The organism is Microbacterium kyungheense (genome assembly GCF_006783905.1).
Lineage (GTDB): Bacteria > Actinomycetota > Actinomycetes > Actinomycetales > Microbacteriaceae > Microbacterium > Microbacterium kyungheense.
Map to the genome: position 1 here is coordinate 208812 of NZ_VFPE01000001.1, position 25377 is coordinate 234188.

21 protein-coding genes are annotated in these 25377 nt (G+C 70.6%); 11 read left to right on the forward strand and 10 right to left on the reverse strand.

Annotated features, from left to right (window positions below; genetic code table 11):
- Positions 1–2 precede the first annotated feature (2 nt).
- Positions 3–695, forward strand: a complete 693-nt coding sequence (locus FB391_RS19830; RefSeq protein ID WP_246093304.1) for an oxidoreductase — start codon at positions 3–5, stop codon at positions 693–695.
- 141 nt (positions 696–836) lie between these two features.
- Positions 837–2396, forward strand: a complete 1560-nt coding sequence (locus FB391_RS00960) for an SLC13 family permease (RefSeq protein ID WP_141892441.1) — start codon at positions 837–839, stop codon at positions 2394–2396.
- Positions 2397–2651: 255 nt separating this feature from the next.
- Here the strand turns inward: FB391_RS00960 and FB391_RS00965 are convergent, their stop codons facing one another.
- Complete coding sequence (locus FB391_RS00965) at positions 2652–3674, reverse strand: SDR family NAD(P)-dependent oxidoreductase (RefSeq protein ID WP_141892442.1); 1023 nt, start codon at positions 3672–3674, stop codon at positions 2652–2654.
- Between the two features lie 107 nt (positions 3675–3781).
- On the opposite strand from FB391_RS00965, the gene FB391_RS00970 reads away from it, so the two are divergent.
- On the forward strand, positions 3782–4357 hold the full coding sequence (locus FB391_RS00970) for a TetR/AcrR family transcriptional regulator (protein ID WP_141892443.1): 576 nt from the start codon (positions 3782–3784) through the stop codon (positions 4355–4357).
- 24 nt (positions 4358–4381) lie between these two features.
- On the opposite strand, the gene FB391_RS00975 is transcribed toward FB391_RS00970, so the two are convergent.
- Positions 4382–5794 (reverse strand): aspartate aminotransferase family protein, encoded by a 1413-nt coding sequence (locus FB391_RS00975; RefSeq protein ID WP_141892444.1) that lies wholly within the window; start codon positions 5792–5794, stop codon positions 4382–4384.
- 141 nt (positions 5795–5935) lie between these two features.
- A complete protein-coding gene (locus tag FB391_RS00980; RefSeq protein WP_246093305.1) occupies positions 5936–6934 on the reverse strand; it encodes a LacI family DNA-binding transcriptional regulator in 999 nt (332 codons plus the stop codon).
- A gap of 96 nt (positions 6935–7030) precedes the next feature.
- On the opposite strand from FB391_RS00980, the gene FB391_RS00985 reads away from it, so the two are divergent.
- The 4 genes from FB391_RS00985 to FB391_RS01000 are packed head-to-tail and all read left to right on the forward strand — an operon-like array spanning position 7031 to position 11548.
- Entirely contained in the window at positions 7031–8233 is a 1203-nt protein-coding gene (locus FB391_RS00985; RefSeq protein WP_141892445.1) for a Gfo/Idh/MocA family protein, read from the forward strand.
- Positions 8230–8922: a ThuA domain-containing protein gene (locus FB391_RS00990; protein WP_141892446.1), complete on the forward strand. Its 693-nt coding sequence runs from the start codon at positions 8230–8232 to the stop codon at positions 8920–8922. The genes FB391_RS00985 and FB391_RS00990 overlap by 4 nt, the downstream gene beginning before the upstream one ends.
- Positions 8919–10028: a Gfo/Idh/MocA family protein gene (locus FB391_RS00995; RefSeq protein ID WP_141892447.1), complete on the forward strand. Its 1110-nt coding sequence runs from the start codon at positions 8919–8921 to the stop codon at positions 10026–10028. The genes FB391_RS00990 and FB391_RS00995 overlap by 4 nt, the downstream gene beginning before the upstream one ends.
- Complete coding sequence (locus FB391_RS01000) at positions 10025–11548, forward strand: alpha-N-arabinofuranosidase (protein WP_141892448.1); 1524 nt, start codon at positions 10025–10027, stop codon at positions 11546–11548. Before FB391_RS00995 ends, FB391_RS01000 begins: the two co-directional genes overlap by 4 nt.
- A gap of 69 nt (positions 11549–11617) precedes the next feature.
- Here FB391_RS01000 and FB391_RS01005 read toward each other — a convergent pair whose 3' ends face one another.
- From FB391_RS01005 to FB391_RS01020, 4 genes are read right to left on the reverse strand one after another with little or no spacing between them, the layout of a single operon-like run.
- On the reverse strand, positions 11618–13915 hold the full coding sequence (locus FB391_RS01005; RefSeq protein WP_141892449.1) for a beta-xylosidase/alpha-l-arabinosidase: 2298 nt from the start codon (positions 13913–13915) through the stop codon (positions 11618–11620).
- Positions 13912–14796 carry a carbohydrate ABC transporter permease gene (locus FB391_RS01010; RefSeq protein ID WP_141892450.1) on the reverse strand — a complete coding sequence of 295 codons (885 nt, stop codon included), beginning with the start codon at positions 14794–14796 and terminating at the stop codon, positions 13912–13914. The genes FB391_RS01005 and FB391_RS01010 overlap by 4 nt, the downstream gene beginning before the upstream one ends.
- Positions 14793–15818 carry a carbohydrate ABC transporter permease gene (locus FB391_RS01015; RefSeq protein ID WP_141892451.1) on the reverse strand — a complete coding sequence of 342 codons (1026 nt, stop codon included), beginning with the start codon at positions 15816–15818 and terminating at the stop codon, positions 14793–14795. Before FB391_RS01015 ends, FB391_RS01010 begins: the two co-directional genes overlap by 4 nt.
- A gap of 12 nt (positions 15819–15830) precedes the next feature.
- Complete coding sequence (locus FB391_RS01020; RefSeq protein WP_141892452.1) at positions 15831–17120, reverse strand: ABC transporter substrate-binding protein; 1290 nt, start codon at positions 17118–17120, stop codon at positions 15831–15833.
- A gap of 174 nt (positions 17121–17294) precedes the next feature.
- On the opposite strand from FB391_RS01020, the gene FB391_RS01025 reads away from it, so the two are divergent.
- Entirely contained in the window at positions 17295–18290 is a 996-nt protein-coding gene (locus tag FB391_RS01025) for a LacI family DNA-binding transcriptional regulator (protein ID WP_141892453.1), read from the forward strand.
- Positions 18291–18305: 15 nt separating this feature from the next.
- Here FB391_RS01025 and FB391_RS01030 read toward each other — a convergent pair whose 3' ends face one another.
- The 3 genes from FB391_RS01030 to FB391_RS01040 are packed head-to-tail and all read right to left on the reverse strand — an operon-like array spanning position 18306 to position 21515.
- Positions 18306–19469 (reverse strand): ROK family protein, encoded by a 1164-nt coding sequence (locus FB391_RS01030; protein WP_141892454.1) that lies wholly within the window; start codon positions 19467–19469, stop codon positions 18306–18308.
- Positions 19470–19473: 4 nt separating this feature from the next.
- On the reverse strand, positions 19474–20499 hold the full coding sequence (locus tag FB391_RS01035) for a LacI family DNA-binding transcriptional regulator (protein ID WP_141892455.1): 1026 nt from the start codon (positions 20497–20499) through the stop codon (positions 19474–19476).
- Positions 20496–21515: an acetylxylan esterase gene (locus FB391_RS01040; RefSeq protein WP_141892456.1), complete on the reverse strand. Its 1020-nt coding sequence runs from the start codon at positions 21513–21515 to the stop codon at positions 20496–20498. The genes FB391_RS01035 and FB391_RS01040 overlap by 4 nt, the downstream gene beginning before the upstream one ends.
- Positions 21516–21695: 180 nt before the next feature.
- Between FB391_RS01040 and FB391_RS01045 the strand changes: the two genes are divergently transcribed.
- Genes FB391_RS01045 through FB391_RS01055 form a run of 3 tightly spaced genes read left to right on the forward strand, consistent with a single transcriptional unit; the run spans position 21696 to position 25356 of the window.
- A complete protein-coding gene (locus FB391_RS01045) occupies positions 21696–22715 on the forward strand; it encodes an ABC transporter permease (protein ID WP_141892457.1) in 1020 nt (339 codons plus the stop codon).
- 29 nt (positions 22716–22744) lie between these two features.
- Positions 22745–23659 carry a carbohydrate ABC transporter permease gene (locus FB391_RS01050; protein WP_141893593.1) on the forward strand — a complete coding sequence of 305 codons (915 nt, stop codon included), beginning with the start codon at positions 22745–22747 and terminating at the stop codon, positions 23657–23659.
- A gap of 23 nt (positions 23660–23682) precedes the next feature.
- Positions 23683–25356 (forward strand): ABC transporter substrate-binding protein, encoded by a 1674-nt coding sequence (locus tag FB391_RS01055; protein ID WP_246093306.1) that lies wholly within the window; start codon positions 23683–23685, stop codon positions 25354–25356.
- Positions 25357–25377 lie beyond the last annotated feature (21 nt).

A 25377-nucleotide genomic window follows, 5' to 3' on the forward strand; every position in this document is an offset into this window, starting at 1 on the left:
GCATGACCGCGAGCACTCCCTCTCTGCTGGCGCAGCCGCTGCGCATCGGTGCCGTCACGGTGCCGAACCGCCTCATGCAGACGGCCCACTCGAAGCAGTACTCCGACCGCGTCGAGTCCGATCGCGAGACGGCGTACTACGTGCGGCGGGCGCGCGGCGGCTGCGGGCTGTTCGTCGCGGGCAACCACTTCGTGCACCCGACGGGGTCGATCAGAGGCTTCGAGGACGCGTACCGTCCCGAGGGGGTGGCCGCGTCGAAGCGGATGACGGATGCCGTGCACGAGGCCGGCGCGAAGGTCTTCGTGCAGCTCAACCACCACGGCGCGCAGGCACAGGCCGACGGCCCGGACGGTCCTCGTGCGGTCTATGCCCCTTCGCGCATACTCTCGCCGTCACGATCGGCGACACCTTCGCACCCCGCACGATCGACGCCGCGATCTTCGAAGCCGTCGAGCTCGCGTACGACGTCGCGGGGCTGGCCGTGCTGCGCGGCTGATGGCCGCGGCATCCGCGGTGCGGGTGCAGGTGGCGGCGCGGGCACAGGTGGCGGCGCGGGCACAGGTGGCGTCCGCGGGCACAGGTGGCGGCGCGGGCACAGGTGGCGTCCGCGGGCACAGGTGGCGGCCCACGGGCGCAGGTGGCGGCCGCGGCCGCAGGTGGCGGCATCCACGATCCGCTCACGCGGATCCGCGTAAGCGGACGGACGACGCGACACGCCGTGCACCGGTGCCGGCGACCCGGCGCGTCGCGCGGGAGGTCCGCACGTGCGGATCCGATTCTGCGCACGTGCGCGGCCGCCGCCGTCCCCGCGCGGGCGCGGTGGCTACGCTGGGCGCGTGGACCCCGTCGCCGCAACGCTCGTCATCCTGGTCCTCGCGGTCATCGCGTTCGTGAGCAACCGCGTGCCGATCGGCGTGGTCGCGATCGGCGTGGCGCTGGCCCTGTTCTTCACGGGCGTGCTGACGCTGCCCGAGGCGCTGGCGGGGTTCGGCGATCCGACGACGCTGTTCATCGCGGCGCTGTTCGTCGTGAGCGAGGCGCTCGACGCCACCGGCATCACGGCCTGGGCCGGGCAGAAGGTGATCGGGCGGGCGGGCACCAAGCGCAACACGCTCATCGTCGTGATCGCCCTGCTGGTCGCCGGCCTCACCGCGCTCATCAGCATCAACGGCGCGGTCGCCGCCCTGCTTCCGCTCGTGGTGGTGGTCGCGGCGCGCGCCGGGATCGCGTCGTCGAAGCTGCTGATGCCGCTGGCGTTCGCCGCCTCGGCGGGATCGCTCCTGCTGCTGACCGGCACGCCCGTGAACATCATCGTGTCGGAGTTCGCCGCCGGTGCCGGTGGACGCGAGTTCGGGTTCTTCGAGTTCGCGCTCGTCGGCATCCCGATCCTCGTCGGCACCGTGGCGATCCTGCTGCTGGGCGACCGGCTGCTGCCCGAGCGGCGCGGGGCGCTCATGCCGAAAGACCTCATGCGCCACGCCCGCCTGCTGCGCAGCCAGTACTCGCTGTCGGTCGACACGGGCACGCTCCTCGGGCCCGTCAACGGCGTGACCGAGGTCGTCGTCGCGCCGCGCTCGCCGCTCATCGGCAAGACCCTGTGTGCCGGCATGTCCACCAAGAAGGGCGATCTCGTCGTGCTCGCCGCCCGTCGCGGCGACGAGCACCTCAAGGGCGCCGAGTTCGTCGTGCAGGCCGGCGACGCGCTGCTGCTGCAGGGCGCGTGGGACGACCTCGCGCGCGGCGCCAGCGAGCCGGGGGTGCTGGCCGTCGACGACCCCTCGCTGCTGCGGCGGTCGGTGCCGCTCGGGCGCGGCGCCAAGCGTGCCGCCGTGATCCTCGTCGCGATGGTCGTGCTGCTGGCGACCGGGCTCGTGCCGCCGGCGGTCGCCGCGCTGCTGGCCGCGTGCGCGCTCGTGCTCACGCGCACCGTCACCGCCACGCAGGCGTTCCACTCCATCTCGTGGACCACGATCGTGCTGATCGCCGGCATGATCCCGCTGTCGACCGCGTTCATCTCGACCGGCACCGCCGACATGATCGCGGGATGGATGCTGTCAGCCCTCGGCGACGCCGGCCCCCAGGTCGCTCTGCTCGCCCTGTGCGGCCTGACCGTGCTGCTGGGCCAGCTCATCAGCAACATGGCGACCGTGCTCATCGTGGCGCCGATCGCGATCTCGGTCTCGCAGGCGATGGACGTCTCGGTGCAGCCGTTCATGATGGCGCTCACCGTCGCCGGCGCGGCGTCCTTCCTGACGCCCATCGCGACGCCGGCGAACCTCATGGTCATGGACCCGGCGGGCTACCGGTTCGGCGACTACTGGAAGCTCGGGCTGCCGCTCGTGATCTTCTTCCTGCTGATGGCCGTGTACTACGTGCCGCTCCTCTGGCCGTTCTGACCTCGGCGACGCGGGAAGGGCCGGGTGGCGGCATCCATCATCGTCGGTGGTCGCGCGCGATGATGGCGACTCGCCAGGAATCCTCCGGCGCGCGCGGCGTTCGTGGCGATTCGCCATAATCGGCGGGCTGGATGCCGGCGGCGCGACTCGCTGCGAACCCGCAGGGACGGCCGGGCGCGGCATCCACCCGACCTGGACGAATGGCGACGCCCCGGCCCTCGGGTCGGCCGGGGCGTCGCGGTCTGTGTGCGCGGGTCAGGCGGCCGACCAGCCGCCGTCGCTCGCGAGGTTCTGGCCGTTGACGTTCACGCCGTCGTCCGACAGCAGGAACGTGATCGACGCGGCGAGACGGTCGGCGGTCACCGGCGGCACCATGACCGCCATGCCGGCCTGCACGCGCTCGGCGCCCAGCGGCGAGTTGAACTTCGCCTCGATGTTGGTGATGACGGCGCCCGGGGCCACGGCGTTGACGCGGATGCCGCTCGGGCCGTACATGTACGCGCTCGACTTGGTGAGGCCGACGACGGCGTGCTTCGACGCCGTGTAGGCGGCACCGGCGGCCGAGCCGCGCAGCGACGCCTCGGACGACGTGTTCACGATCGAGCCGCCGCCCTGCGCGAGCATCGCGGGGATGACGGCGCGCATGAGCTTCATGGTCCCCGTGACGTTCACGCGGAACACGCGGTCCCACACGGCGTCGGTGACGTCGCCGACCGGGGTCATGTCGTCCATGATCCCGGCGATGTTGGCCAGGCCGTCGATGCGGTCGCCGGCGGCCTCGATGATGCGGGCGACGCCCTCGTCATCGGTGATGTCGGCGGTCAGCGCCACGACGTCGGCGCCCTCGTGCGCGGCGACGAACTCGTCGAGGCGCTCCTGGCTGACGTCTACGGCGATCACACGGCCTCCCTCACGCGCGACGCGCGAGGCGGTGGCACGGCCGATGCCCGAACCCGCACCCGTCACGATGACGGTCTGGCCGGTGAAGCGGCCGGCGGTGATCTTCTCGGCCCACTGACCCTTGGGGGTCTCGGCAGTCGCCGCGGGGACGTAGTCGGGGTTCACCTGTGCGACGAGGGCGTCGAGGGCCTCCTGCGGGAACGCGCCGCCGCTCATGGCGACGAGGTTCTGCAGCGGGAGTCCGGCGATCGGCGCGAGGGCTTCGGCGCTCTGGCCGCCTTGGGCGAGGAGACCGCGCAGGACGTCGCCGCCCGCCGGGTCGTCGAGCCACGTCTGGATGGTGGAGGCTCCGGTGAGCGGAGCGGGGGTGGTGCTCATCTGTCTTCCCTTTCGTCTGGCAGTGCATCGGGGCTGCGGGTCCGGGGGACGAGGATCCTTCGGGGCGGCTCCTACCGGACAACTATGTCCGGTACTAGGCTACACCCGTGCACAGCACCGCATCCCCCCGTGCGGAAACCCGCCAGAACCGCGGCCCCGCCGCCGCCGCCGACAACCGCCGCGCCCTCATCGCCGCTGCCCGCGAGGTCTACGCCGAAGGGGGCCTCGCCGCCCCGTTCAGCGCCGTGGCCAAGCGCGCCGGCGTCGGGCAGGGCAGCCTCTACCGCCACTTCCCCGACCGCACCGCGCTCGCCGTGGCCGTCTTCGAAGACAACGTGCGCGACCTCGAGGAGTACACCGCCGCGCCCGACCGCACGATCCAGGATCTGCTCGACCGCGTGGTCGACCAGGCCGTGGTGTCGACGGCGTTCATCCAGCTCGTGACGGCCGACCTGACCGATCCCCGCGTGGCGACCCTGGGCGAGCGGTTCCACGCGGTCGTCGAGCGTCTGGTGGAGCGTGATCACGCCGCGGGCCGTATCGGCGCCCACGTCGAGATCGACGACGTCACGATGGCGACCGGGATGCTCGCGACCGAGCTCGCGCGGACGGATGCCGCAGCCCGGCCGGCCGCGTCGGTCCGCGCCCGACGGCTGTTCCAGGCGGCGTTCGCGCCGCGCTGAGCCGCTGCTGGCGGCATCCGCCGATCAGAGCCGGGTCCAGGCCTCCGTCAGCACGCCGCGCAGGATCTGCTCGATCTCGTCGAACTCGGCGGGGCCGATCGTGAGCGGTGGGGCGAGCTGGATGACAGGATCGCCGCGGTCGTCGGCGCGGCAGTACAGCCCCGCCTCGAACAGCGCCTTCGACAGGAAGCCGCGGAGCAGACGCTCGGACTCGTCGTCGTCGAAGGTCTCTCTGGTCGTCTTGTCCTTCACGAGCTCGATGCCGAAGAAGTAGCCGTCGCCGCGGACGTCGCCGACGATCGGCAGGTCGGTCAGCTTCTCGAGCGTCGAGCGGAACACCGGCGAATTCTCGCGCACCCGCTCGGCGAGCCCCTCCTCTTCGAAGATGTCGAGGTTCTCCAGTGCGACGGCAGCCGACACCGGGTGCCCGCCGAAGGTGTAGCCGTGGGGGAAGGACCGGTCGCCGTGCGCGAAGGGCTCGTAGATGCGGTCGCTGACGACGGTGCCGCCCAGCGGCGCATAGCCGCTGGTGACCGCCTTCGCGAACGTGATCATGTCGGGCTGGTAGCCGTACGCGTCGCACGCGAACATGTGGCCGATGCGGCCGAACGCGCAGATCACCTCGTCCGACACGAGCAGCACGTCGTACTTGTCGCAGATCTGGCGCACGCGCTGGAAGTAGCCGGGCGGCGGCGGGAAGCAGCCGCCCGAGTTCTGCACCGGCTCGAGGAACACTGCGGCCACGGTCTCGGGGCCCTCGAACAGGATCATCTCTTCGATGCGGTCGGCGGCCCACGCGCCGAACTCCTCGAGGCTGCCCGTCGGCGCGCCCATGTCGGCGGCGCGGTAGAAGTTGGTGTTGGGAACGCGGAAGCCGCCGGGTGTCACCGGCTCGAACATCTCCTTCATGGCGGGGATGCCGGTGATCGCGAGCGCCCCCTGCGGGGTGCCGTGGTAGGCCACCGAGCGCGAGATCACCTTGTGCTTGGACGGCCGCCCCTGGATCTTCCAGTAGTACTTCGCGAGCTTGAACGCGGTCTCGACGGCCTCGCCGCCGCCCGTCGAGAAGAACACCCGGTTGAGATCGCCCGGCGCGTACGAGGCGATGCGGTCGGCGAGCTCGATCGCCGCGGGATGCGCGTACGACCAGAGCGGGAAGAACGCCAATTCTTCGGCCTGCCTGCCGGCGGCCTCGGCGAGCCGCCGGCGACCGTGGCCTGCGGCGACGACGAAGAGCCCCGCGAGGCCGTCGATGTACTTGCGCCCCTGCGAGTCCCAGATGTGGTGGCCCTCGCCCTTGACGATGATGGGCACACCGGGGCCGTCCGTCATGACGGACTGACGGGCGAAGTGCATCCACAGGTGGTCCTTCGCCATCTGCTGCAGCTCGGATTCGCTCCGCGCAGGGCGGGCGGTTCGTTCGGTCGAGAGCGACATGCGGTGCCTTCCGTCGGACGTGCCCTCACGCTACCCGTGCGATTCGCCGCTCCGGTAGGTCGTTCTGTGCTGAGTGGATGCCGGTCCCGCCGGTCCGTCCGGCGGCGCGGCTGCGGCATCGCCGGACGGCGGGGAACGGGCTCAGGTGGAGCCGCGGGGGATGAGGCGCGTGGGGAGGAAGATCGGGGCGGGACTGAGCGTCGCGCCGGCGGCGGCGTCGGTGAGCGCGGTGACACCGGCGGCCGCCATCTCGCGGATCGGCTGCCGCACGGTCGTGAGCGGCGGGGTGAGCCAGCGGGCGCTGCGCAGATCGTCGAAGCCCACGATGAGCACGTCGTGCGGGATGCTGCGGCCGGTCGCCGAGGCCGCGGCGTAGACGCCCGCCGCCATCTCGTCCGAGCACGCGAACACGCCGAGCCGCTCACCCGGATGGAGGCGGCGCAGCACGGGCACCGCGGCCTCACGTGCAGCGACGGCGCCCCAGTCGGCCTCGAGCACGACCGGCTCGGAGCCCGGTCGCACCTCGCGCAGACCTTCGACGAAACCCTCGTGCCGTGCACGGCCGTACCGGTACGGCGGTGAGCCCACGACGATCGCGAACCGGGTCGCGCCGCGATCGGCCAGATGCAGCGCGGCCGTGCGTGCGCCGGCGCGATCGGTCGTGCGCACGCTCGTGAGCCCGCGCGACGTCTCGGCCTGTGGATCCATCAGCACGACGGGGATGTCGGCATCCGTCAGCGCTGCCAGCTGGGACGCCGTGGGCGAGATCAGGCCGAGCATGACGCCCGCCGAGCCGCGCCGCCGCACGCGCATGGGCCAGTCGTCGTCGGGGGTGTCGCGCTCCTCGGTGAGGACGAGGTCGTACCCGGCCGCGGCCGCGGCACTCCGGGCGCCCGCCGTCACCTCGTCGGAGTACGCGTTGTGGTACCCGCCCAGCACGAGGTCGACGAGCCGTGCCGAGCCGGGTGGCCGGCCCCCGGCCGCAGGGTCGCGCGCGTACCCGAGCGCACGCGCCGCGGTGAGCACGCGGCGGCGCGTGGCGGGAGCGAGGTCGCCGCGACCCGACAGCGCGCGCGACACCGTGCCGACGCTCACGCCGGCGTGCGCGGCGAGGTCGGCGAGGGTCACGCGATCGGGCACCCGACCACCCTCGCGCACGCCGAGGGTTTTGCGCAAGATTCTCGCCAGGGTCCGACCGCGGTGGCATCGTCGGTGCCTGGAAAGGGCACTCCCACGATGACGACGACGACATCGCCGCTGCGGATCGCGCTGATCGGCACCGGCTTCATGGGCCGGATGCACACGCAGGCCTGGCGCACCGCACCGCGCTTCTTCGACCTCCCCTACCGGCCCGTGCCGGCGCTGCTGATCGGCCGCCGCCCCGAGGCGACGGCCGAGGTCGCCGCCCGGCTGGAGTGGCCCGAGCACTCCGCCGACTGGCGCGAAGCCGTCGAGCGCGACGACATCGACGTGATCGACATCTGCACGCCCGGCGACACGCACGCCGAGATCGCGCTGGCCGCCCTCGCCGCCGGCAAGCACGTGCTGTGCGAGAAGCCGCTGGCCAACACGGTCGCCGAGGCTGACGCGATGGTGGATGCCGCGACCCGTGCCGCCGGCATCGCGATGTGCGGCTTCAGCTACCGCCGCACGCCGGCGCTCGCCCTCGCCCGGGAGCTCATCGCCGACGGGCGCGTGGGCGAGATCCGCCACGTCCGCGCCCAGTACCTGCAGGACTGGCTGAGCGACCCCGACGCCCCGCACACGTGGCGCATGGACCGCGACCGTGCGGGCTCCGGCGCGCTCGGCGACATCGGCGCCCACTCGATCGACACCGCGCAGTGGCTCGCCGGCCAGAACATCGAGGCGGTGTCGGCGGCGATGCGCACGTTCGTCACGAGCAGGCCGCGCCGTGGCGCGGTCGAGGGCCTGGGCGGCGTCGCGGCCGACCCCACCGACCGGCTGCCGGTCACCGTCGACGACGCGGCCGCGTTCACGGCCCGCTTCGACGGCGGCGCGCTCGGCGTGTTCGAGGCCACCCGCATGGCGACGGGGCGACGCAACGCCAACCGCATCGAGATCTCGGGCGACCGCGGGGCGATCGCGTTCGACTTCGAGCGCATGAACGAGCTCGAGGTGTACGACGCCGCGGCCGACGTCGCACAGGGCTTCCGCCGCGTGCAGGTCACCGAGGCACGCCACCCCTACGCCGGTGCGTGGTGGCCCGCCGGCCACGGCCTGGGCTACGAGCACCTGTTCACGCACCAGGCCGTCGACTTCGTGCGCGCCGTGGCGGGAGAGGTCCCGGTCTCGCCGACCTTCGCCGACGCCGCCCAGGTGCAGCGCGTGCTCGCCGCCGTCGAGCAGAGCGCCGAGCACGACAGCATCCTCACCCCGGTGGCGACCGTCGCCGGCGAAACCGAAGGGAACCCCGCATGACCCGCACCGCCCTCGTCGTCCGCGGCGGATGGGACGGCCATCACCCCAGAGAGGCCACCGACCTGTACATCCCCTTCCTGCGCGAGAACGGCTTCGACGTGACGATCGAGGACGACCCCCAGGTCTACGCCGACGCCGACCGCATGGCCGCGACCGACCTCGTGCTGCAGTCCGTCACCATGTCGCAGGCCTCGAACGAGGCCGTCAAGGGCCTGCGCGACGCGGTCGCCGCGGGCACCGGGCTCGCGGGCTGGCACGGCGGCATCGCCGACTCGTTCCGCTCGAGCTCGGACTACCTGCAGCTCGTGGGCGGCCAGTTCGCCACGCACCCGTCCAAGCACCCCGACGAGGTGCACGGCGACCAGAGCGACAACTACCTGCCGTACACGGTCGAGCTCACCGACCTCGGCCGCGGCCACGAGATCATGGCGGGCCTGGACGACTTCACGCTCACGACCGAGCAGTACTGGGTGCTGCACGACGACCTCATCGACGTGCTCGCGACCACGACCCACCCGGTGCAGCCGTACCACCCGTGGCACCGGCCCATCGTGTCGCCGGCGGTGTGGACGCGCGAGTGGGGCGCCGGCCGCATCTTCGTCTCGACTCCCGGCCACAGCCTCGACGTGCTGCAGGACGACAACGTCCGCACGATCATCCAGCGCGGTCTGCTGTGGGCAGCCCGATGAGCGGGGCGGAGCCGACCGCCGTCGGCATCGTCGGCCTCGGCGTCATCTCGGGCCAGTACCTCGCCACGCTCGCCGACGCGTCCGGCATCCGCATCGCCGCGGTCGCCGACCTCGACGCCGACCGTGCGCGGGCGGCCGCCGAGAAGCTGCCCGGGTGCCGGGCGCTCTCGACCGACGAGCTGCTCGCCGACGACGGCATCCGCACGGTCCTGAACCTCACGATCCCCGCCGCCCACGCCGACGTCGCGCTCGCGGCGATCGCCCACGGCAAGGACGTGTACGGCGAGAAGCCGCTGGCGGCGACCTTCGCCGACGCCGAGCGCGTGATGGATGCCGCCACCGCCGCCGGCGTGCGCGTCGGCGGAGCCCCCGACACCGTGCTCGGCACCGGCGTGCAGACCGCGCGTGCGGCGATCGACGACGGACGCATCGGGCAGCCGGTGTCGGCCGCGGCGATGTGGGTCTCGGCGGGCCACGAGTCGTGGCACCCGCAGCCGGACTTCTACTACCGCGAAGGCGGCGGTCCGCTGCTGGACATGGGGCCGTACTACGTGACCTCGCTCGTGCAGCTGCTCGGCCCCGTCACCGCGGTCTCGGGCGCCGGCTCCCGTTCGCGCGACGAACGTGTGATCGGCTCGGGGCCTCGCGCCGGCGAGCGGATCCCGGTCGAGGTCGACACGCACCTGACCGGCATCCTCCACCACGGGTCGGGCGCGATCTCGACCGTGACGATGAGCTTCGACGGCGTGCGCTCGACCGCCGAGCCGATCGAGGTGCACGGCGTCGACGGCTCGCTCATCGTGCCCGACCCCAACGGGTTCGCCGGGGACGTGCGCCTGCATGAGCGAGGCGGCGAGTGGCAGACCCTCGAGCCCTGGGCGGGCTATGTCGACGCCGGCCGCGGCATCGGGCTTGTCGACCTCGTCCGCGCGACGTCCGACGCAGCCGACGGCCGCGCGAGCGGCGCCATGGCCCTGCACGTGCTGGAGATCATGACGGCGCTCACCGCGTCTGCGGCCTCCGGCGTCCGCGAACCGCTCCGCACCAGCGTGGAGCGTCCCGCCCTCGTCCCCCTCACCCCCGCAGCGAACTGGAGAAGCCTGTGACGGCGCACGAAGCAACCACGGCGGCCCGCGCCGTCATCGACCTCGACGTCCCCGGCGACGTCATCAGCCGCCACCTGTACGGGCACTTCGCCGAGCACCTCGGACGCTGCATCTACGGCGGTTTCTGGGTGGGCGAGGACTCGCCCATCCCGAACGTCCGCGGCATCCGCTCCGACGTCGTCGAGGCGCTGCGGGCCCTGGGCATCCCCAACCTGCGCTGGCCGGGCGGGTGCTTCGCCGACGACTACCACTGGCGCGACGGCATCGGCCCGCGCGAGAGCCGCCCGACCATGGTGAACACGCACTGGGGCGACGTCGTCGAGAACAACCACTTCGGCACGCACGAGTTCATGGACCTGTGCGACCTGCTCGACGCCGACGCCTACGTCAACGGCAACGTCGGCAGCGGCACGGTGCGCGAGATGAGCGAATGGGTCGAGTACCTCACGCGCGACGGGGATTCGCCGATGGCACGCCTGCGCCGCGAGAACGGCCGCGACGAGCCGTGGAGGGTGCCGTTCTGGGGCATCGGCAACGAGGCGTGGGGATGCGGCGGCAACATGACTGCCCAGCAGTACGCGCTCGAGGCGCGCCGCTACGGCACGTACTGCCGCAACCACGGCGGCAACGAGCTGTACCGGATCGCGGCCGGCGCGTCGGACGACGACGTCGCGTGGACGCGCGCGCTCATGGAGTCGCTGGGATGCCTCACCTGCGGGTCGAACCCGACGCCGGTGTTCCAGGGCGTGTCGTTCCACTACTACTCGCACGCCGGCGGGGGCATCAACACGGAGTCGGCCACCTCGTTCAGCGAGGAGGAGTTCTACGGGACGATGCGCAAGGCTCTGGACGTCGAGCGCGTGATCCGCCGCCACGAGGCCGTGATGGACTCGTACGACCCCGACCGCAAGGTCGGGCTCATCCTCGACGAGTGGGGCACGTGGTGGAACGTCGAGCCCGGCACGAACCCCGGGTTCCTCTTCCAGCAGAACACCGTCCGCGACGCCCTCGTCGCCTCGGTCCACTTCGACGCGTTCCACCGGCACGCGGGGCGCCTCAAGATGGCGAACATCGCGCAGACCCTCAACGTGCTGCAGGCGATGATCCTCACCGACGACTCCGGCGCCATGGTGCTCACCCCGACGTATCACGTCTTCGAGATGAACCGCGGTCACCACGACGCCACGGCGCTGGCCGCCCACGTCCAGTCGGCCCCGGTCGTCGGGGGCGACGTGCCCGGCCTGTCGGTGTCGGCCTCGACGCGCGATGACGCCGCGCTGGTGTCGCTGTCGAACCTCTCGGTCGACGAGCCGCTCGAGGTGCGGATCGACCTGCGCGGACGCGGCGCGTCGGTGCGTCGCGCGCGTGTGCTGACGGGGGAGGATGCCGCCGCGCACAACACCCCCGAGACGCCGGATGCCGTGGCCCCCGTTGCGCTGGAGACCTCGCTGGAGGCCGGGGTGCTGTCGGTCACGCTGCCGCCGCACGCGTTCGCCACGGTGGAGCTCGACCTGGCCTGACCATCGGCCCCGGCCGGCGCACGAGAAGAGCCCCGGGAGCGGTATCCGTTCCCGGGGCTCTTCGCTGTCTCAGCGGGGCTCGCTCACGAGGTGCGCGACCGTCGCGGTCGCCATCCGCGGGCTGTCGACCGTCAGCGCGTGCACGGCACCGGTCAGCTCGATCCGGGCCTCGGTGTCGCGCTGCGCGCACGACGGGCCCACCCAGAGCTCCACGGCGCCGGGCTCGACGATGCGGCGGCCGTCGCGGCCGGTGAAGGCGAGCCGCGACGATGGCACCTGAAACGTGACGGTCACCGACTCTCCGGGCTCGACGGTCACGCGCTGGTAGGCGACCAGCTGCGCCACGGGCCGCGTCACCGAGGCGACGAGGTCGCGTGCGTAGAGCTGCACCACGTCGGTGCCGGTCCGGTCGCCCGTGTTCGAGACGCGCACCGCGGCCGTGATCGTGCCGTCGGTCCCGGCGTCCGACACCGTCAGCTCGGCGTGCTCGAAGGTCGTGTAGGTGAGGCCGAAGCCGAACGGACGCACCGGGCTGTTGTCGGCGCTGGTGATCTCGGTCGGACCGCCGAGCACCGGGTGCAGGTACGTGTACGGCTGGGCACCCGCCGAGCGCGGCAGCGAGACCGGAAGGCGTCCCGACGGGGCGGATGCGCCGGCGATGACCCGTGCGATCGCGGAGCCGCCCTCTTCTCCGGGGAAGAACGCCTGCACCACGGCGCCGGCGGCGGAAGGGCCGTCCAGCATCCAGCCGATCGCGTACGGGCGGCCTGAGACGACGACCACCACGGTCGGCGTCCCGGTGGCGACGACGGCCTCGACGAGCCGGCGCTGCACGCCGGGCAGCTCGAGGTCGTCGACGTCGTTCCCCTCGCCGACCGTGCCGCGGCCGAAGAGGCCCGCGCGGTCGCCGACGACCAGTACGGCGACCTCGGACGCGGCGGCGGCGGCGACGGCCGCTTCGATGCCCGCCGTGTCGGGGTCCTCGACGTCGCATCCGCGCTCGACCGTGATCGTCGCCTGCGGGAACGCGCTCCGCAGAGACTCCGCGATGGTCGGGATGTCGAATCCGAGCGGCACGCCGGGGTGGTGTGCGAGCACGTGATTGGCGAACGAGTAGCAGCCCATGAGCGCCTCTGCCGCGTCGGCGTTCGGACCGAGGACCGCGATGCGGGCGGGCGCCTGGAGGGGCAGCATCCCGTCGTTGCTGAGCAGGACGAGCGACTCCTCCGCCGCGCGCCGCGCGAGCTCGCGGAGCTCGGCCGTGTCGAGGTCGATGCTCGTCGGGGGCGACGAGAGGTCCTCGTCGAGCAGGCCGAGCTCCTCCTTCTGCGAGAGGACGCGCAGCACCGCCCGGTCGACGTCGGCGAGCTCCTCCGGATGGGAGGCGAGCCGCTCGCGCAGGGGAGCGACGAACGCGTCGCCGGTGGGCAGCTCCACGTCGATCCCCGCGCGCAGCGCGAGAGCCGCCGCCTCGCCGAGGTCGGACGCGACGCCGTGCAGCGCGTGCAGGAAGGCGACCGCGAAGTAGTCGGCCACGACGGTGCCGTCGAAGCCCCACTCCTCACGCAGCAGCTCGGTGAGCAGCTCGGGATTGGATGCCACCGGCACGCCGTCGATCTCGGCGTACGAGTTCATCACCGACCGAACGCCACCGTCGCGCACGGCCATCTCGAACGGCGGCAGCACGAGATCCTGCAGCCGCCGGCGCCCCATGTGCACCGGCGCGTGGTTGCGGCCGGCCTGCGAGGCCGAGTACCCGGCGAAATGCTTCAGCGTGGCGTGCACCCCCGCCGACTGCAGCCCGCGCACGTACGAGGTCCCGATCGTCCCGACGACGTACGGATCCTCGGCGATGCACTCGTCGACACGGCCCCACCGGGGATCGGTCACGACGTCGAGCACCGGGGCGAGACCCTGGTGGATGCCGAGGGCCTGCATGGAACGGCCGATCGCGGCACCGACCTGCTCGGTCAGCTGGGGGTCGAAGGCGGCGCCCCACGCCAGCGGCGTGGGAAGGGTCGCGGCCTTCCAGGCCGCCAGGCCGGTGAGGCACTCCTCGTGCACGATGGCTCCGATGCCCAGCCGGGACTGCTCGCGCAGACGGCGCTGCTCGCTCCACAGCCACTGGGCCCGCTCGACCGGATCCACCGGCCGCGTGCCGTAGACGCGGGTGAGGTGGCCGATGCCGTGCGCGGTGGCGTCGTCGTAACTCGTGGAGGTGACCATCTCGCCCGCCATGGGTGCGACGACCTCGTCGCCCTGGTCGACCCAGTAGCCGACGAGCTGCGCGAGCTTCTCATCCAGCGTCATCTGCGCGTGCAGCGACTGCACCCGCTCCGAGACGGCGGGCAGGTTCACGCCGCTCATCCCTTGACCGCCCCGGTGAGACCGCCGACGATGCGTCGCTCGAACAGGCTGAAGAACGCCAGCGCCGGGATCATCGACAGCGACGTGAAGGCGAGGACCTTCGCCGTGTCGACCGAGTACTGCGACGAGAAGGCCTGCACACCGAGGGGCAGCGTGAAGTTGGCGTTGTCGTTCAGCAGGTACAGGGGCAGCAGGTAGCTGTTCCAGCTCGCGATGAACGCGAGGATGCCGACGGTGATGACGCCGGGCACCGCGAGCGGGATCACCATGCGCCAGAAGAAGCCCAGGCGGCTGCATCCGTCGATGAACGCCGCCTCCTGGATCTCGTCGGGGATGGCGCGCAGGAACGGCACCAGGATGATGATCGTGGTCGGCAGGGCGAAGGCGATCTGAGGCAGGATGACGCCGGCCAGGGAGTTGATGAGACCGATGTCGCGCACCACGATGTACAGCGGCGTGATCGCCACCGTGATCGGGAACATCAGCCCCGCCGCGAACAGCGCATACAGCGCACCGCGCCCGCGGAAGTGGTAACGGGCGAGCACGTAGCTGGCCATCAGGCCCAGCGCGATGACACCGATCGTCGTGGCGACCGCGACGATCGTGGAGTTCAGCACGAGCGTCCAGAACGTGCCCTCGGTGAGCACGTCGAAGTAGTTCGTGAACACCCACGGGTCGGGGAGGCCCGCGGGGTTCGTGGTGATCTGCGAGTTGGTGCGGAACCCGCCCAGGATGATGTAGATCACCGGGCCGAGCATCAGCGCGATGACGACGAGCGCGACGAAGTACACGGCGGGCGTGCCGGCTCGCGCGCGCCCGCGGGATCGGCCCGCCGGCTTCGAGGTGCCGACCGCCGAGATGGCGACAGAGGTGGCGGTCATCCGTCGCTCCTTTCGGTGAGTGCCCCCGCCGTGTCGCGACGCAGCACGAAGCGCTGGTAGACGAGCGCCACGATGAGGGAGATGAGGAAGATGACGACGGCGACGGCGTTGCCGTAGCCGAAGTTGCCGGCGTTGCGCCCGTTGGCCACCATGTAGGTCGCCATCGTCGACGTTCCGGCCACCGGCGCCACGTACTGACCCCAGATGATGTACACGAGATCGAACAGCTGGAGCGCTCCGATGATCGACAGGAACGCCCAGATGCGCAGCGTCGGGCCGAGCAGGGGGATCGTGATGCGCCACTGGATCTGCCAGTAGCCGGCGCCGTCGATCGCCGCGGCCTCGTAGAGCTCTTCGGGGATGCCCTGCAGACCGGCGAGGAAGAGGATGACGGCGAAGCCGACGTACTTCCACGTCAGGATCGCCATGAGCGTCCAGATGGCGATGCTGGGGTCGGCCAGCCAGTCGCGGGTCAGCTGCTCCAGACCCAGGTTCTCGAGCAGGCCGTTGAGTGCGCCGTTGGTCGCGAGCATGAGGCTGAAGCCGGTGCCGACGACGACCTCGGCGATCACGTACGGCACGAAGATGAGGACGCGGATGAGGGACTGCCCGCGCATCTTGCGGTTCAGCAGGAGCGCCAGCAGCAGCGCGACGGGGCCCTGCAGCAGGAGCGACATCACGACGATGAAGGCGTTGTGCCCCAGCGCTTCCTGGAAGTCGGGGTCGGTCAGGATCGTGACGTAGTTCTTGAGGCCGATGAAGTCGACGGCCGGTCCGTACCCGTGCCAGTTGAAGAAGCCGTAGTAGGCCGCCATGATCACCGGGAAGATGACGAACCCGACGAAGAAGATCAGTGCGGGCCCGACCAGCACCGCGATCTCCAGCCGGCCCGACCATCCGATCCCGCGGCGTCGGCGGCGCGGCGATGCCGGGGGCGGCGGCGTGTCGCCGCCGCCCCCGGTCCGCTGCGCGAGATCCGTCTCCGGGCGATCGTCCGTACTCGGTGTCGCGCTGTTGTGCATGCGGAGAGTTCCTTATCCCTTCGCGCCGGCCGAGTTGGCTGCCGCGATCATCTCTTCGGGCGAGCTCTGCCCCGAGAGCATGTCGACCACGGCCACGTTCAGAGCGTTGCCGACGTTCTGGCCGAGCACCGTGTCGAGCCACTGCGACACGAACGGCGCCGCGTTGTAGGCCTCGAGGATCTGCTGCAGGTACGGCTCGGTGACCTCGGCCTGCGCGGCCTGGTTGACGGGCGGCGAGTTGAAGGCCTTGTAGTAGGCCGTCTGCTGCTCGTCCGACGCGATGAAGTTGAGGAAGTCGACGCACTCCTTCGGAGCCTTCGCCGAGCACGAGTAGCCGTCGACGCCACCCATCATCGAACCGGGCTCACCCTTGCCGCCCGACACCTCGGGGAAGGGGTACCACGCCAGGTCCGGAAGCGGCTTCTCGTCGGGGGTGAGGGATGCGATCACACCCGGGTCCCACGCGCCCATCAGCTCGCCACCGGCCTGGTGGTTCGCCACGAGACCCGCCGAGCTGCCGGCGCCCTGCTGGGCGGACGTCGTGAGGAAGCCCTCGTTGAACGGCTCGGTCGCGGCGAAGTCCTCGAGGTCCTGCGCGGCCTTCAGCCAGCACGGGTCGCTGAAGTCCTTCGAGTCGCCCGTCTCTTCCACCGTCTTGGGCGCGCACTCGCGCAGCGCGAACCAGTAGAACCAGTGCGCGGCGGGCCAGGCATCCTTCGCGCCGAGCGCGAGCGGGGCGACGCCGGTGGCCTTGAGCTTGTCGTTCGCGGCGACGAGCTCATCGATCGTGGTCGGGTTCTCAGTGATGCCCGCCGCGGTGTAGAGGTCCTGGCTGTAGAAGATGCCGCCGGGCAGCACCGACAGCGGCATGGCCCACACCTTGTCCTGGTAGGTCTCGGCCTTGAACGAGCCCTCGGAGATGTTCTCCTTCGCGTCGCCCTCGATCTTGCCGGTGAGGTCCATCAGCTGGCCGGCCTGGACCATTGCGGTCATCTTGCCGCCGCCGCGCTGGAGGAAGATGTCCGGCGGGTCGCCCGCGTTCAGCGAGGTCTGCAGCTTGCCGTCCATGTCCTCGTTCTGGATGGACTGCATCTTGATCGTGACGCCGGGGTTCTCGTCTTCGAACGCGGCGATCGCGTCCTTCCAGAACTGCTGGCCGGGGCCGGTCGTGGAGTTCTGCCACAGCGTCATCTCGACGTTGCCGTCACTGCTCCCGTCGGAGCCGCCCGCACTGCAGCCGACGAGCGCGAGGGCGCCGACGACCAGTGCAGCCGAACCCGCGAGGATCCTGTTGGCTTTCATGTGATTCCCGTTCTCTTCTTCGAGGAGAGCACCGCCGCTTCGGGGTGCCGGTAGTCCGCGCGATCGGGTCGCGCATCGCTCGGCGTGCGACCGAGCGAAAAAAGTCTGCGGCCGCAACAAATATCTTGTCAAACGTTTTCAATAACGGTTTCGATGGCGTTATGCTTTCGAAACATGTCCCGTCGACCCACCATCACCGACGTCGCCAAGGCGGCCGGCGTATCGGTCGCGACCGTGTCGAAAGCCGTCAACGGGCGCTACGGCGTGGCCAGTGAGACCGTCGATCGCGTACTGGCCGTCGTCGCCGAACTGGGATACGAGTCGAGCCTCATCGCCAGCAGCATGCGCTCGCGCACCACCGGGGTGATCGGCGTGCTCGTCGCCGATTTCGAGCCGTTCAGCGCAGAGATCCTGAAGGGCGTCGGCGAGGCGCTGCGCGACACCCGCTACGACCTGCTCTCGTACTCCGGATCGCACGGCACCGCCGAGGGCTGGGAGCGGCGGTCGCTGTCGAGGCTGAGCGGCACGCTCATAGACGGGGCGATCATGGTGACGCCCACCGTGGTGAACGTCGGCGCCGAGGTGCCCGTCGTCGCCATCGATCCTCACACCGGCCCGGCCGATCTGCCGACGGTCGAATGCGACAGCTACGGCGGCGCACTGCAGGCGACGCGTCACCTCATCGAGCTCGGGCATTCCCGCATCGGGTTCATCGCCGGTCGCCGGGATCTCAGATCGTCGATCGCCCGCGACGCCGGCTACCGCCGCGCGCTGACGGATGCCGGCATCCTGGTCGATCCGGCGCTGGTGGGCTCGGGGAGCTATCGGCAGGACGCCGTGCGCGTCGCCGCCCTCGACATGCTGCGGCGCACCGACCGGCCCACGGCCATCTTCGCCGCCAACGACATCTCCGCCCTGGAGATCATCCGCGTCGCCGAGGAGCTGGGGCTGCGCGTTCCGCGGGACCTGTCGGTCATCGGGTTCGACGACGTCCCCGAAGCCTCGAAGGCCGCCCCGGCGCTGTCGACCGTCCGCCAGCCGATGCAGCAGCTCGGGGCGGAGGCCGCACGCCTGCTGCTGACGCTGATGCGCGGCGAGGCGCCGCCGGCCACCCACGTCACGCTCGCGACGAAGCTCATCCCGCGCGAGACGACGGCCCGACTCACGTGACGGGTGCGCGTGGGGTCAGTCCGCGCCGAATCCCGCGGGGTCGTGCAGCAGCTCGCTGAACGCCGCCTCGGCCGCCCCGAAGAGGAGGCGATCCTCGGCGAGCGCAGCCGGCCGGATCTCGAAGTCCTCGCCGTTCGCCGGCATCGTCTGCGCGGCGACCGCCGCGGCGAGCCCGTCCGTGTCGTCGGCCGCGAGCATCGCGAGGAACCCGCCGAGCACCACCACGGCGGGGTTGAGCACGTTGACGGCGTTCGCCAGGGCCGTGGCGAGGATGCGGCGCTGCCGGGCGATCTCATCGAGCACCTCCGGGGCGTCCGCCCCGCGCAGCAGGCGTGCGAGCTCGGGCTCGTCGAGATTGCCCTGACCGAGCGCGTCGAGGAGGCGGGCGCGGCTCACCTCGTCCTCGAGCACCCCGTCCTGGGCGCGGCGGTCGTCGACGGCGGCGATGCCGGGGCGGTTCTGGCCGAACTCGCCCGAGTACCCTGATGCGCCGCCCACCGGCATCCCCTGCACGACCAGCCCGCCGCCGATGCCGCTCGCGCCGCCGTTGAGGTAGACGACGTCGTCGACGCCGCGTGCCGCGCCGAACAGATGCTCCGCGACGAGGCCGAGGGCGGCGTCGTTGCCGACGGTCGTGGGCAGGCCGGTCGCCGTCTCGACCAGCTCGCGCAGCGCGATGTCGGTCCAGCCGAGGTGCGGGGCGTCTCGCACGAGTCCGTCCGAGGCGCGCACCAGTCCGGGCACGGCGATGCCGATCCCTGCGATCGTGGCGCCGGCGAGGTCGTCCTCGCGCCACGCCGCGATGCGCTCGCTGATGAGCTGCGCGGTGTGCTCGGGGGTGAGCAGCGTCGTCATCTCGAGGCGCTCGCGGCGTCGCACACTGCGGTCGAGGCCCACGACCGCGAGGGTGAGCGCGTCCACCTCGGGGTTGGCGGCGACCGCGACGACGCGAGGATCGGCTGAGACGAGGGGGGAGGGGCGGCCCACGCGGCGGCTCGGGTCCGGTGCGCGCTCCTCGACCAGTCCGAGCGCGGTCAGATCGCCGACCAGATCGGCTACCGTCGAGCGGTTGAGCCCCGTCGCGCTCGTCAGCGTGGCACGCGAGAGCGGGCCGTCGAGGTGGGCGAGCCGCAGGATCCGGGACAGGTTCGCTTGACGGCTGCCCACGGACTCGTTCATACCCTCACCCTAGAGGGCGCGCTCGGCCGGACGGCGCGGCCGTGCTGCCGCGCACGACGAGGTGCGTCGCGAGGTCCATGCGGAGCGTATCGGGCGTGACGCCGTCGGCCAGCCGCAGCGCGAGGCGCGTGGCCTCTTCGCCCATGCGGCGCAGCGGCTGATGGACGGTGGTCAGCTGGGGGCTGACCCAGCGCGACAGCGCGATGTCGTCGTATCCGACCACCGACAGGTCGTCGGGTACGCGCAACCCGGCGGCAGAGCCCGCGGCGATCACGCCGAGCGCCTGCAGATCGCTGCCGGCGAAGAACGCCGTGGGCGGGTCGGCCAGAGCGAGCAGCTCGCGGGCGGCGGTCTCTCCGCCGTCGGGATGGAAGTCGCCGAAGCGGATCAGCTCGGGGTCGATGGGGACACCCGCGGCGTTCATCGCGGACCGGTAGCCGTCGACGCGCGCCAGTGAGCACATCATGTCCTCGGGCCCGGTGATCGCGGCGATGCGGCGATGCCCGAGCTCGATGAGGTGACGGGTCGCCATGAGCCCGCCCGACCAGTTGGCCGATCCCACCGAAGGCACGTCGGGCGACGGATCCCCGGCGGGGTCGATGATCACGAACGGGATGCCGCGCGAGCGCAGCTTCTCGCGGTATTCGGAGGCGATGTCGCTGAAGACGAGGATCACCCCCGCGGGCCGCCGGCGCAGTACGCCGTCGATCCACTCGGGGCCCGGCGCGTGGCGGTCGCCGCTCACGGTGAGCACGACCGAGAGGCCGGCGGAGTGCGCGACGTCTTCGACGCCCTCGATGACCTCCATCGACCAGCTGGCCTCGAGCTCGTGGAAGACGAGCTCGACGAACTCGCTGCGCTGGGCGGCCGTCCGTCGGGTGTAGCCGTGCCGGGCCAGGTGCTCTTCGAGCCGGGCGCGGGTGGCGGGAGCGACGTCCGTGCGGCCGTTGAGCACCTTCGACATGGTGGCCAGCGACACGCCCGCCTCGGCCGCGATCTCGGCGAGTGTCACGCGCTGCGAGGCGGTCATGGTGTGATCGTAGTCCGAAAGTTTCTCCCGCCGGCCGCGGGGCCTGCGGCATCCAGTCTCGCGCGCAGCCACGCGAGCTGACGCTGCCAATGCACGCCCTCGCCGCCCTCGTGCCCGTTCCACGCGTACGCGATCACGTCGGCTCCGCCGCGCCAATGGTTCGCGGCGGCGTAGACGCCCGACGGCGGCGCGATCGTGTCCATGAGCCCTGCGCCGAAGAGTGCGGGCGCCGTGGCGCGACGGGCGAAGTTGACGCCGTCGAGATACGACAGCGTGCGGAACACCTGCTCGTCGGCGCCGCGGTGCACCGAAAGGTACCGGGCGATCTCCGCGTGCGGATCCGCGTCGGTCAATCCCACCGTGCGGCGCACGTGCGAGAGGATCGGGGCCGTGGGCAGCGCCCCGACGAGACCGTCCGAGAGCCCCGCCGCGGCGATCGCGATCGCCCCGCCCTGGCTGTTGCCCGTCACCGCGACGCGCGCCGGGTCGATCTCGGGCATCGTGCGCACGGCGTCGACCGCTCGCGCCGCGTCGGCGAAGACGCGTCGGTAATAGTGCGCGGCCGGGTCTTCGATGCCGCGGGTGAGGTATCCGGATGCCGCGGGCCCGGCTCCGTGCGGGTCAGGCGTGCTTCCGCCCGTGCCCCAGGTCGCGCCCTGGCCGCGCGTATCGACGATGAGCTGTGCGAATCCGGCCGCGGGCCAGTGCAGGCGTTCGAACGGCAGGCCGCGGCCGCGACCGTAGCCGACGAACTCGACGACCGCGGGAAGCGGGCCGTCGGCGCCGCGGGGGAGCACGAGCCACGCGCTGATGGGGTCGCCGGCGTAGCCGGGGAACACCACGTCGTCGACATCGACGAGGGTGAGGCCCGAGTCGACGGGAACGCGCCGGATGGCGGCATCCACGGCCCGTGAGCTCGCGAGCGTCTCGCCCCAGAAGGCGTCGAAGTCGTCGGGCTCGGCGACTTCGGGCCGATAGGAAGCGAGCTCGGGCTCGGAGAGGTCGAATCTGGCCATCGGGCGACTGCTCCTTCGCGGGTCGTGATGAAAACGTTGTCGTCGCCGACGAAATGTCGAATGAAAACGTTGACATCGAGTGCGGAGCCACACTACCGTCATCGTGTATCGAAGCGGAAGACGAAACTTTCGCAACGCTCGAGGCGGACGAGTCGCCTCCGGACAGTCGCGAGGGAGCGCATGTCGGTCAACAGCAACGTCGTCGTCGCAGAGGCGGTGGAACTGCGCTCAGAGGTCGATGAGTCCCCGCAGCCGTCGCGGCGCCGGCCCACGCAGCGCCGTCGCAGGGCGTCGGCGCGCACCACCTGGCGCAAAGCGCTCAAGAAGGACTGGCGGCTCTACACCCTGCTCGTCCTGCCCGTCGTCTTCCTGCTGATCTTCCGTTACATCCCGATGGCGGGCAACGTGATCGCCTTCCGCCGCTTCCGGCCCGGCGGCTCGATGTTCGGCGACGAGTGGGTCGGTCTGCGCTACGTCGAGCTGTTCATCAACGACCCGACGTTCTGGCGTGCCTTCTGGAACACGCTGATCCTCGGCGGCCTCACGCTTCTCATCGTGTTCCCGCTGCCGATCGTGCTGGCGCTCATGTTCAACGAACTGCGTTCGCACCGGTTCAAGCGGGTGGCCCAGTCGATCTCTTACCTGCCGCACTTCATGTCGATCGTCATCGTCGCCGGCATGGTGCTGCAGCTCACCGCGCTGAAGGGCTCCATCAACCAGACGATCGAGTTCTTCGGCGGCGAAGCCATCCCGTTCATGCAGCTGCCTCAGTGGTTCCCGACGATCTACGTGGGCTCCGAGATCTGGCAGACCGTCGGATGGGGGACGATCCTCTACCTCGCCGCGCTCACCACGATCGACCCGCAGCTGTACGAGGCGGCGCGCATCGACGGAGCCAACCGCTGGCAGCAGATCTGGCATGTGACGCTGCCCGGCATCCGGCCCACGATGATCGTGCTGCTCATCCTGAACATCGGCACGTTCATGGCCGTCGGCTTCGAGAAGATCCTGCTGCTGTACAACCCGCTGCTGTACCCGACCGCCGACGTCATCTCGACGTACCTGTACCGGGTCGGCATCATCTCGAGCAACTTCTCGTACGCCACGGCCATCGGCCTGTTCGAGTCGCTCATCGGGCTGGCGCTGATCCTGACCGCCAACGCGATCTCGCGTCGAACCGTGGGGACGAGCCTGTGGTGACCGAAAGCCTCCGCACCGCCCCGCGGCGCATGTCCGACCGGATCTTCCGCCCGGCCAAGCAGTCCGGCATCAAGGATTCGCGCAGCTACACGGTGTTCCGCATCGTCAACGGCGTGCTCATCGTCGCGCTGTGCTTCCTGACCCTCTACCCGTTCCTCAACGTGGTCGCGCAGGCGTTCAGCTCCGAGGCGTACATCAACTCGGGGCAGGTGAACCTCATCCCCAAGGGCTTCAACGTCACGACTTTCGGCTATGTCATGGGTGACCCGATGTTCTGGCGGAACTACGGCAACACGGTGCTCTACACGGTCGTCGCCACCGCGATCGCCATGGTGCTCACGACCTCGTTCGCCTACGCGCTGTCGAAGAAGCACCTGAAGGGGCGCGCGTTCTTCATCGGCATCGCGGTGTTCACGATGTTCTTCAACGGTGGGCTGATCCCGAACTACATCCTGATCAACGAGCTCGGCTTCAAGAACACGCTGTGGGCCATCGTGATCCCCAATGCGATCAGCGTCTTCAACCTGCTCGTCATGAAGTCGTTCTTCGAGGGCTTCCCCGAAGATCTCGAAGAGGCCGCCGCGATCGACGGCCTGACGACCTACGGCATCCTGTGGAAGATCGTGCTGCCGCTGAGCAAGGCGGTCATCGCCACGATGGTGCTCTTCTACGCGGTGTCGTTCTGGAACTCGTGGTTCGCCGCCTTCCTGTACATGGACAAGGCCGAGCTGTATCCCGTCACCGTCTACCTGCGCAATCTGCTCGCCGCCGCGTCGAGCACCGAGTCGCTCGGGGCGGGGGCCGCCAGCGGCGACGCGACGCAGGTCGCGGCGAACGTCAAGGCCGTCACGATGCTCCTGACGGTGCTGCCGATCGTCTGCCTCTACCCGTTCATCCAGAAGTACTTCGTGTCGGGCGTGATGCTCGGCTCGGTGAAGCAGTAACCCCCCCCACGAAAGGAAATCCCATGACACAGCACATGCGACGGAGCGTGCTGCTCGCGGGCGCCGTGCTCGCCGCGGGCGCGCTCGTCCTCAGCGGTTGCGACTCCGGCGGCACCGGCGCCGACGGCGACGACAAGGCCGCGGCGGAGTTCGACTTCACCGGCAAGGACGTCGGCGCGATGGAGGACTACGGCGTCGGCGACACGTTCACGGCGACCGAACCGCTCGAGTTCGGCCTGTTCTACCGCGACCACCCGAACTATCCGTACAACAAGGACTGGCTGTTCCTCACCGAGCTGGAGAAGAACCAGAAGGTCACGTTCGACATCACCTCGGCACCGCTGAACGAGTGGGACCAGCGCAAGTCGCTCGTGATCGGCGCGGGCGACGCCCCTGAGATCATCTCGGTCACCTATCCCGGCCAGGAGGTGCCCTTCGTCGCCGGCGGCGCGATCCTCGCGGCGAGCGACTTCGTGCAGTACATGCCCAACTACATGGACAAGGTCGAGAAGTGGCAGCTCGAGCCCGACCTCGACCAGCTGCGTCAGGAGGACGGCAAGTACTACCTGTTCCCCGGCTTCCGCGAGGAGCCGCGGCCGGAGTATACGTTCGCCGTCCGGTCCGACGTCTGGGAGGAGCTCGGGCTGAGCTTGGAGCCCGCGACCTTCGACGAGTTCGCCGACGATCTGCGTGCCGTGAAGAAGGCGTACCCCGACGTGTACCCCATGACCGATCGCTGGTCGGCCAACGGCCCGCTCGAAGGCACACTCGGGTTCGTATCGCCGAACTTCGGCACCCAGGCCGGGTGGGGTTTCGGCCAGGGCCTGACGTGGAACGGCGACGAGTTCGTCTACACCGGCGCGACCGACGAGTACAAGGACCTCGTGGAGTTCTACGCCGGGCTGGTCGAGGACGGGCTGCTCGACCCCGAGGCCGTCACCCAGGACGACGATCAGGCCAAGCAGAAGGTGGCGTCGGGCCAGGCTCTGTCGGTCGGGACGAACAACCAGGAGATCATCGGCTACCGCCAGACGCTCAAGGACCTCGGCACCGACGGCGACCTCGCGATGATCCGCGTGCCCGCCGGCCCCGCCGGCGACAATTTCCAGGCCGGTCAGCGTCTGGTGAGCGGCTTCATGCTGTCGTCCGAGGTGCAGGAGTCCGAGCACTTCAAGGCACTGCTGCAGTTCCTCGACTGGCTCTACTACTCCGACGAGGGACTCGAGTTCGCGAAGTGGGGCGTCGAAGGAGAGACCTACACCAAGGACGCCGACGGCAAGCGGGTGCTCGATCCGGGGATCACCGCAATGGGCCTCAACGCGGGTGCGCCGAAGAACCTCCAGACGGACTACGGGTTCTCGAACGGCGTCTGGACACTGGTCCACGGCTCGTCGGTCGACCTCGACCGCTCGATGCTGCCCGAAGAGGCGCTCGACTTCGTCGAGGCGATGTCGACCAAGAAGGTGCTCGACCTCCCGCCGCCCGCTCCGCTGAACGAGGTCGAACGCGAGCAGGTGTCGCTGTACCAGTCGGCGCTGAAGGACCATGTGTGGCAGAACACGGCGGCCTTCATCCTCGGCCAGCGCTCGATGGACGAGTGGGACACGTATGTGTCCGAGCTCGAGGGCATGAACATGACGCAGTACATCGACATCGTCAACGAGGCGCAGAAGCGCTACGTCGAGGCCAACGGCTGACCTGCTGGACTGATCGGATGC

What these genes read in the sequence shown, in the direction of transcription:
- FB391_RS01015 (WP_141892451.1), bottom strand. Translation starts at nt 15,818, where the DNA reads ATGCACAACAGCGCGACACCGAGTACGGACGATCGCCCGGAGACGGAT.
- FB391_RS01055 (WP_246093306.1), top strand. Translation starts at nt 23,683, where the DNA reads ATGACACAGCACATGCGACGGAGCGTGCTGCTCGCGGGCGCCGTGCTC.
- FB391_RS00965 (WP_141892442.1), bottom strand. Translation starts at nt 3,674, where the DNA reads ATGAGCACCACCCCCGCTCCGCTCACCGGAGCCTCCACCATCCAGACG.
- FB391_RS00990 (WP_141892446.1), top strand. Translation starts at nt 8,230, where the DNA reads ATGACCCGCACCGCCCTCGTCGTCCGCGGCGGATGGGACGGCCATCAC.
- FB391_RS01035 (WP_141892455.1), bottom strand. Translation starts at nt 20,499, where the DNA reads ATGACCGCCTCGCAGCGCGTGACACTCGCCGAGATCGCGGCCGAGGCG.
- FB391_RS00995 (WP_141892447.1), top strand. Translation starts at nt 8,919, where the DNA reads ATGAGCGGGGCGGAGCCGACCGCCGTCGGCATCGTCGGCCTCGGCGTC.
- FB391_RS01030 (WP_141892454.1), bottom strand. Translation starts at nt 19,469, where the DNA reads ATGAACGAGTCCGTGGGCAGCCGTCAAGCGAACCTGTCCCGGATCCTG.
- FB391_RS01005 (WP_141892449.1), bottom strand. Translation starts at nt 13,915, where the DNA reads ATGAGCGGCGTGAACCTGCCCGCCGTCTCGGAGCGGGTGCAGTCGCTG.
- FB391_RS00975 (WP_141892444.1), bottom strand. Translation starts at nt 5,794, where the DNA reads ATGTCGCTCTCGACCGAACGAACCGCCCGCCCTGCGCGGAGCGAATCC.
- FB391_RS01045 (WP_141892457.1), top strand. Translation starts at nt 21,696, where the DNA reads ATGTCGGTCAACAGCAACGTCGTCGTCGCAGAGGCGGTGGAACTGCGC.
- FB391_RS00985 (WP_141892445.1), top strand. Translation starts at nt 7,031, where the DNA reads ATGACGACGACGACATCGCCGCTGCGGATCGCGCTGATCGGCACCGGC.
- FB391_RS01020 (WP_141892452.1), bottom strand. Translation starts at nt 17,120, where the DNA reads ATGAAAGCCAACAGGATCCTCGCGGGTTCGGCTGCACTGGTCGTCGGC.
- FB391_RS01010 (WP_141892450.1), bottom strand. Translation starts at nt 14,796, where the DNA reads ATGACCGCCACCTCTGTCGCCATCTCGGCGGTCGGCACCTCGAAGCCG.
- FB391_RS01025 (WP_141892453.1), top strand. Translation starts at nt 17,295, where the DNA reads ATGTCCCGTCGACCCACCATCACCGACGTCGCCAAGGCGGCCGGCGTA.
- FB391_RS01040 (WP_141892456.1), bottom strand. Translation starts at nt 21,515, where the DNA reads ATGGCCAGATTCGACCTCTCCGAGCCCGAGCTCGCTTCCTATCGGCCC.
- FB391_RS01050 (WP_141893593.1), top strand. Translation starts at nt 22,745, where the DNA reads ATGTCCGACCGGATCTTCCGCCCGGCCAAGCAGTCCGGCATCAAGGAT.
- FB391_RS19830 (WP_246093304.1), top strand. Translation starts at nt 3, where the DNA reads ATGACCGCGAGCACTCCCTCTCTGCTGGCGCAGCCGCTGCGCATCGGT.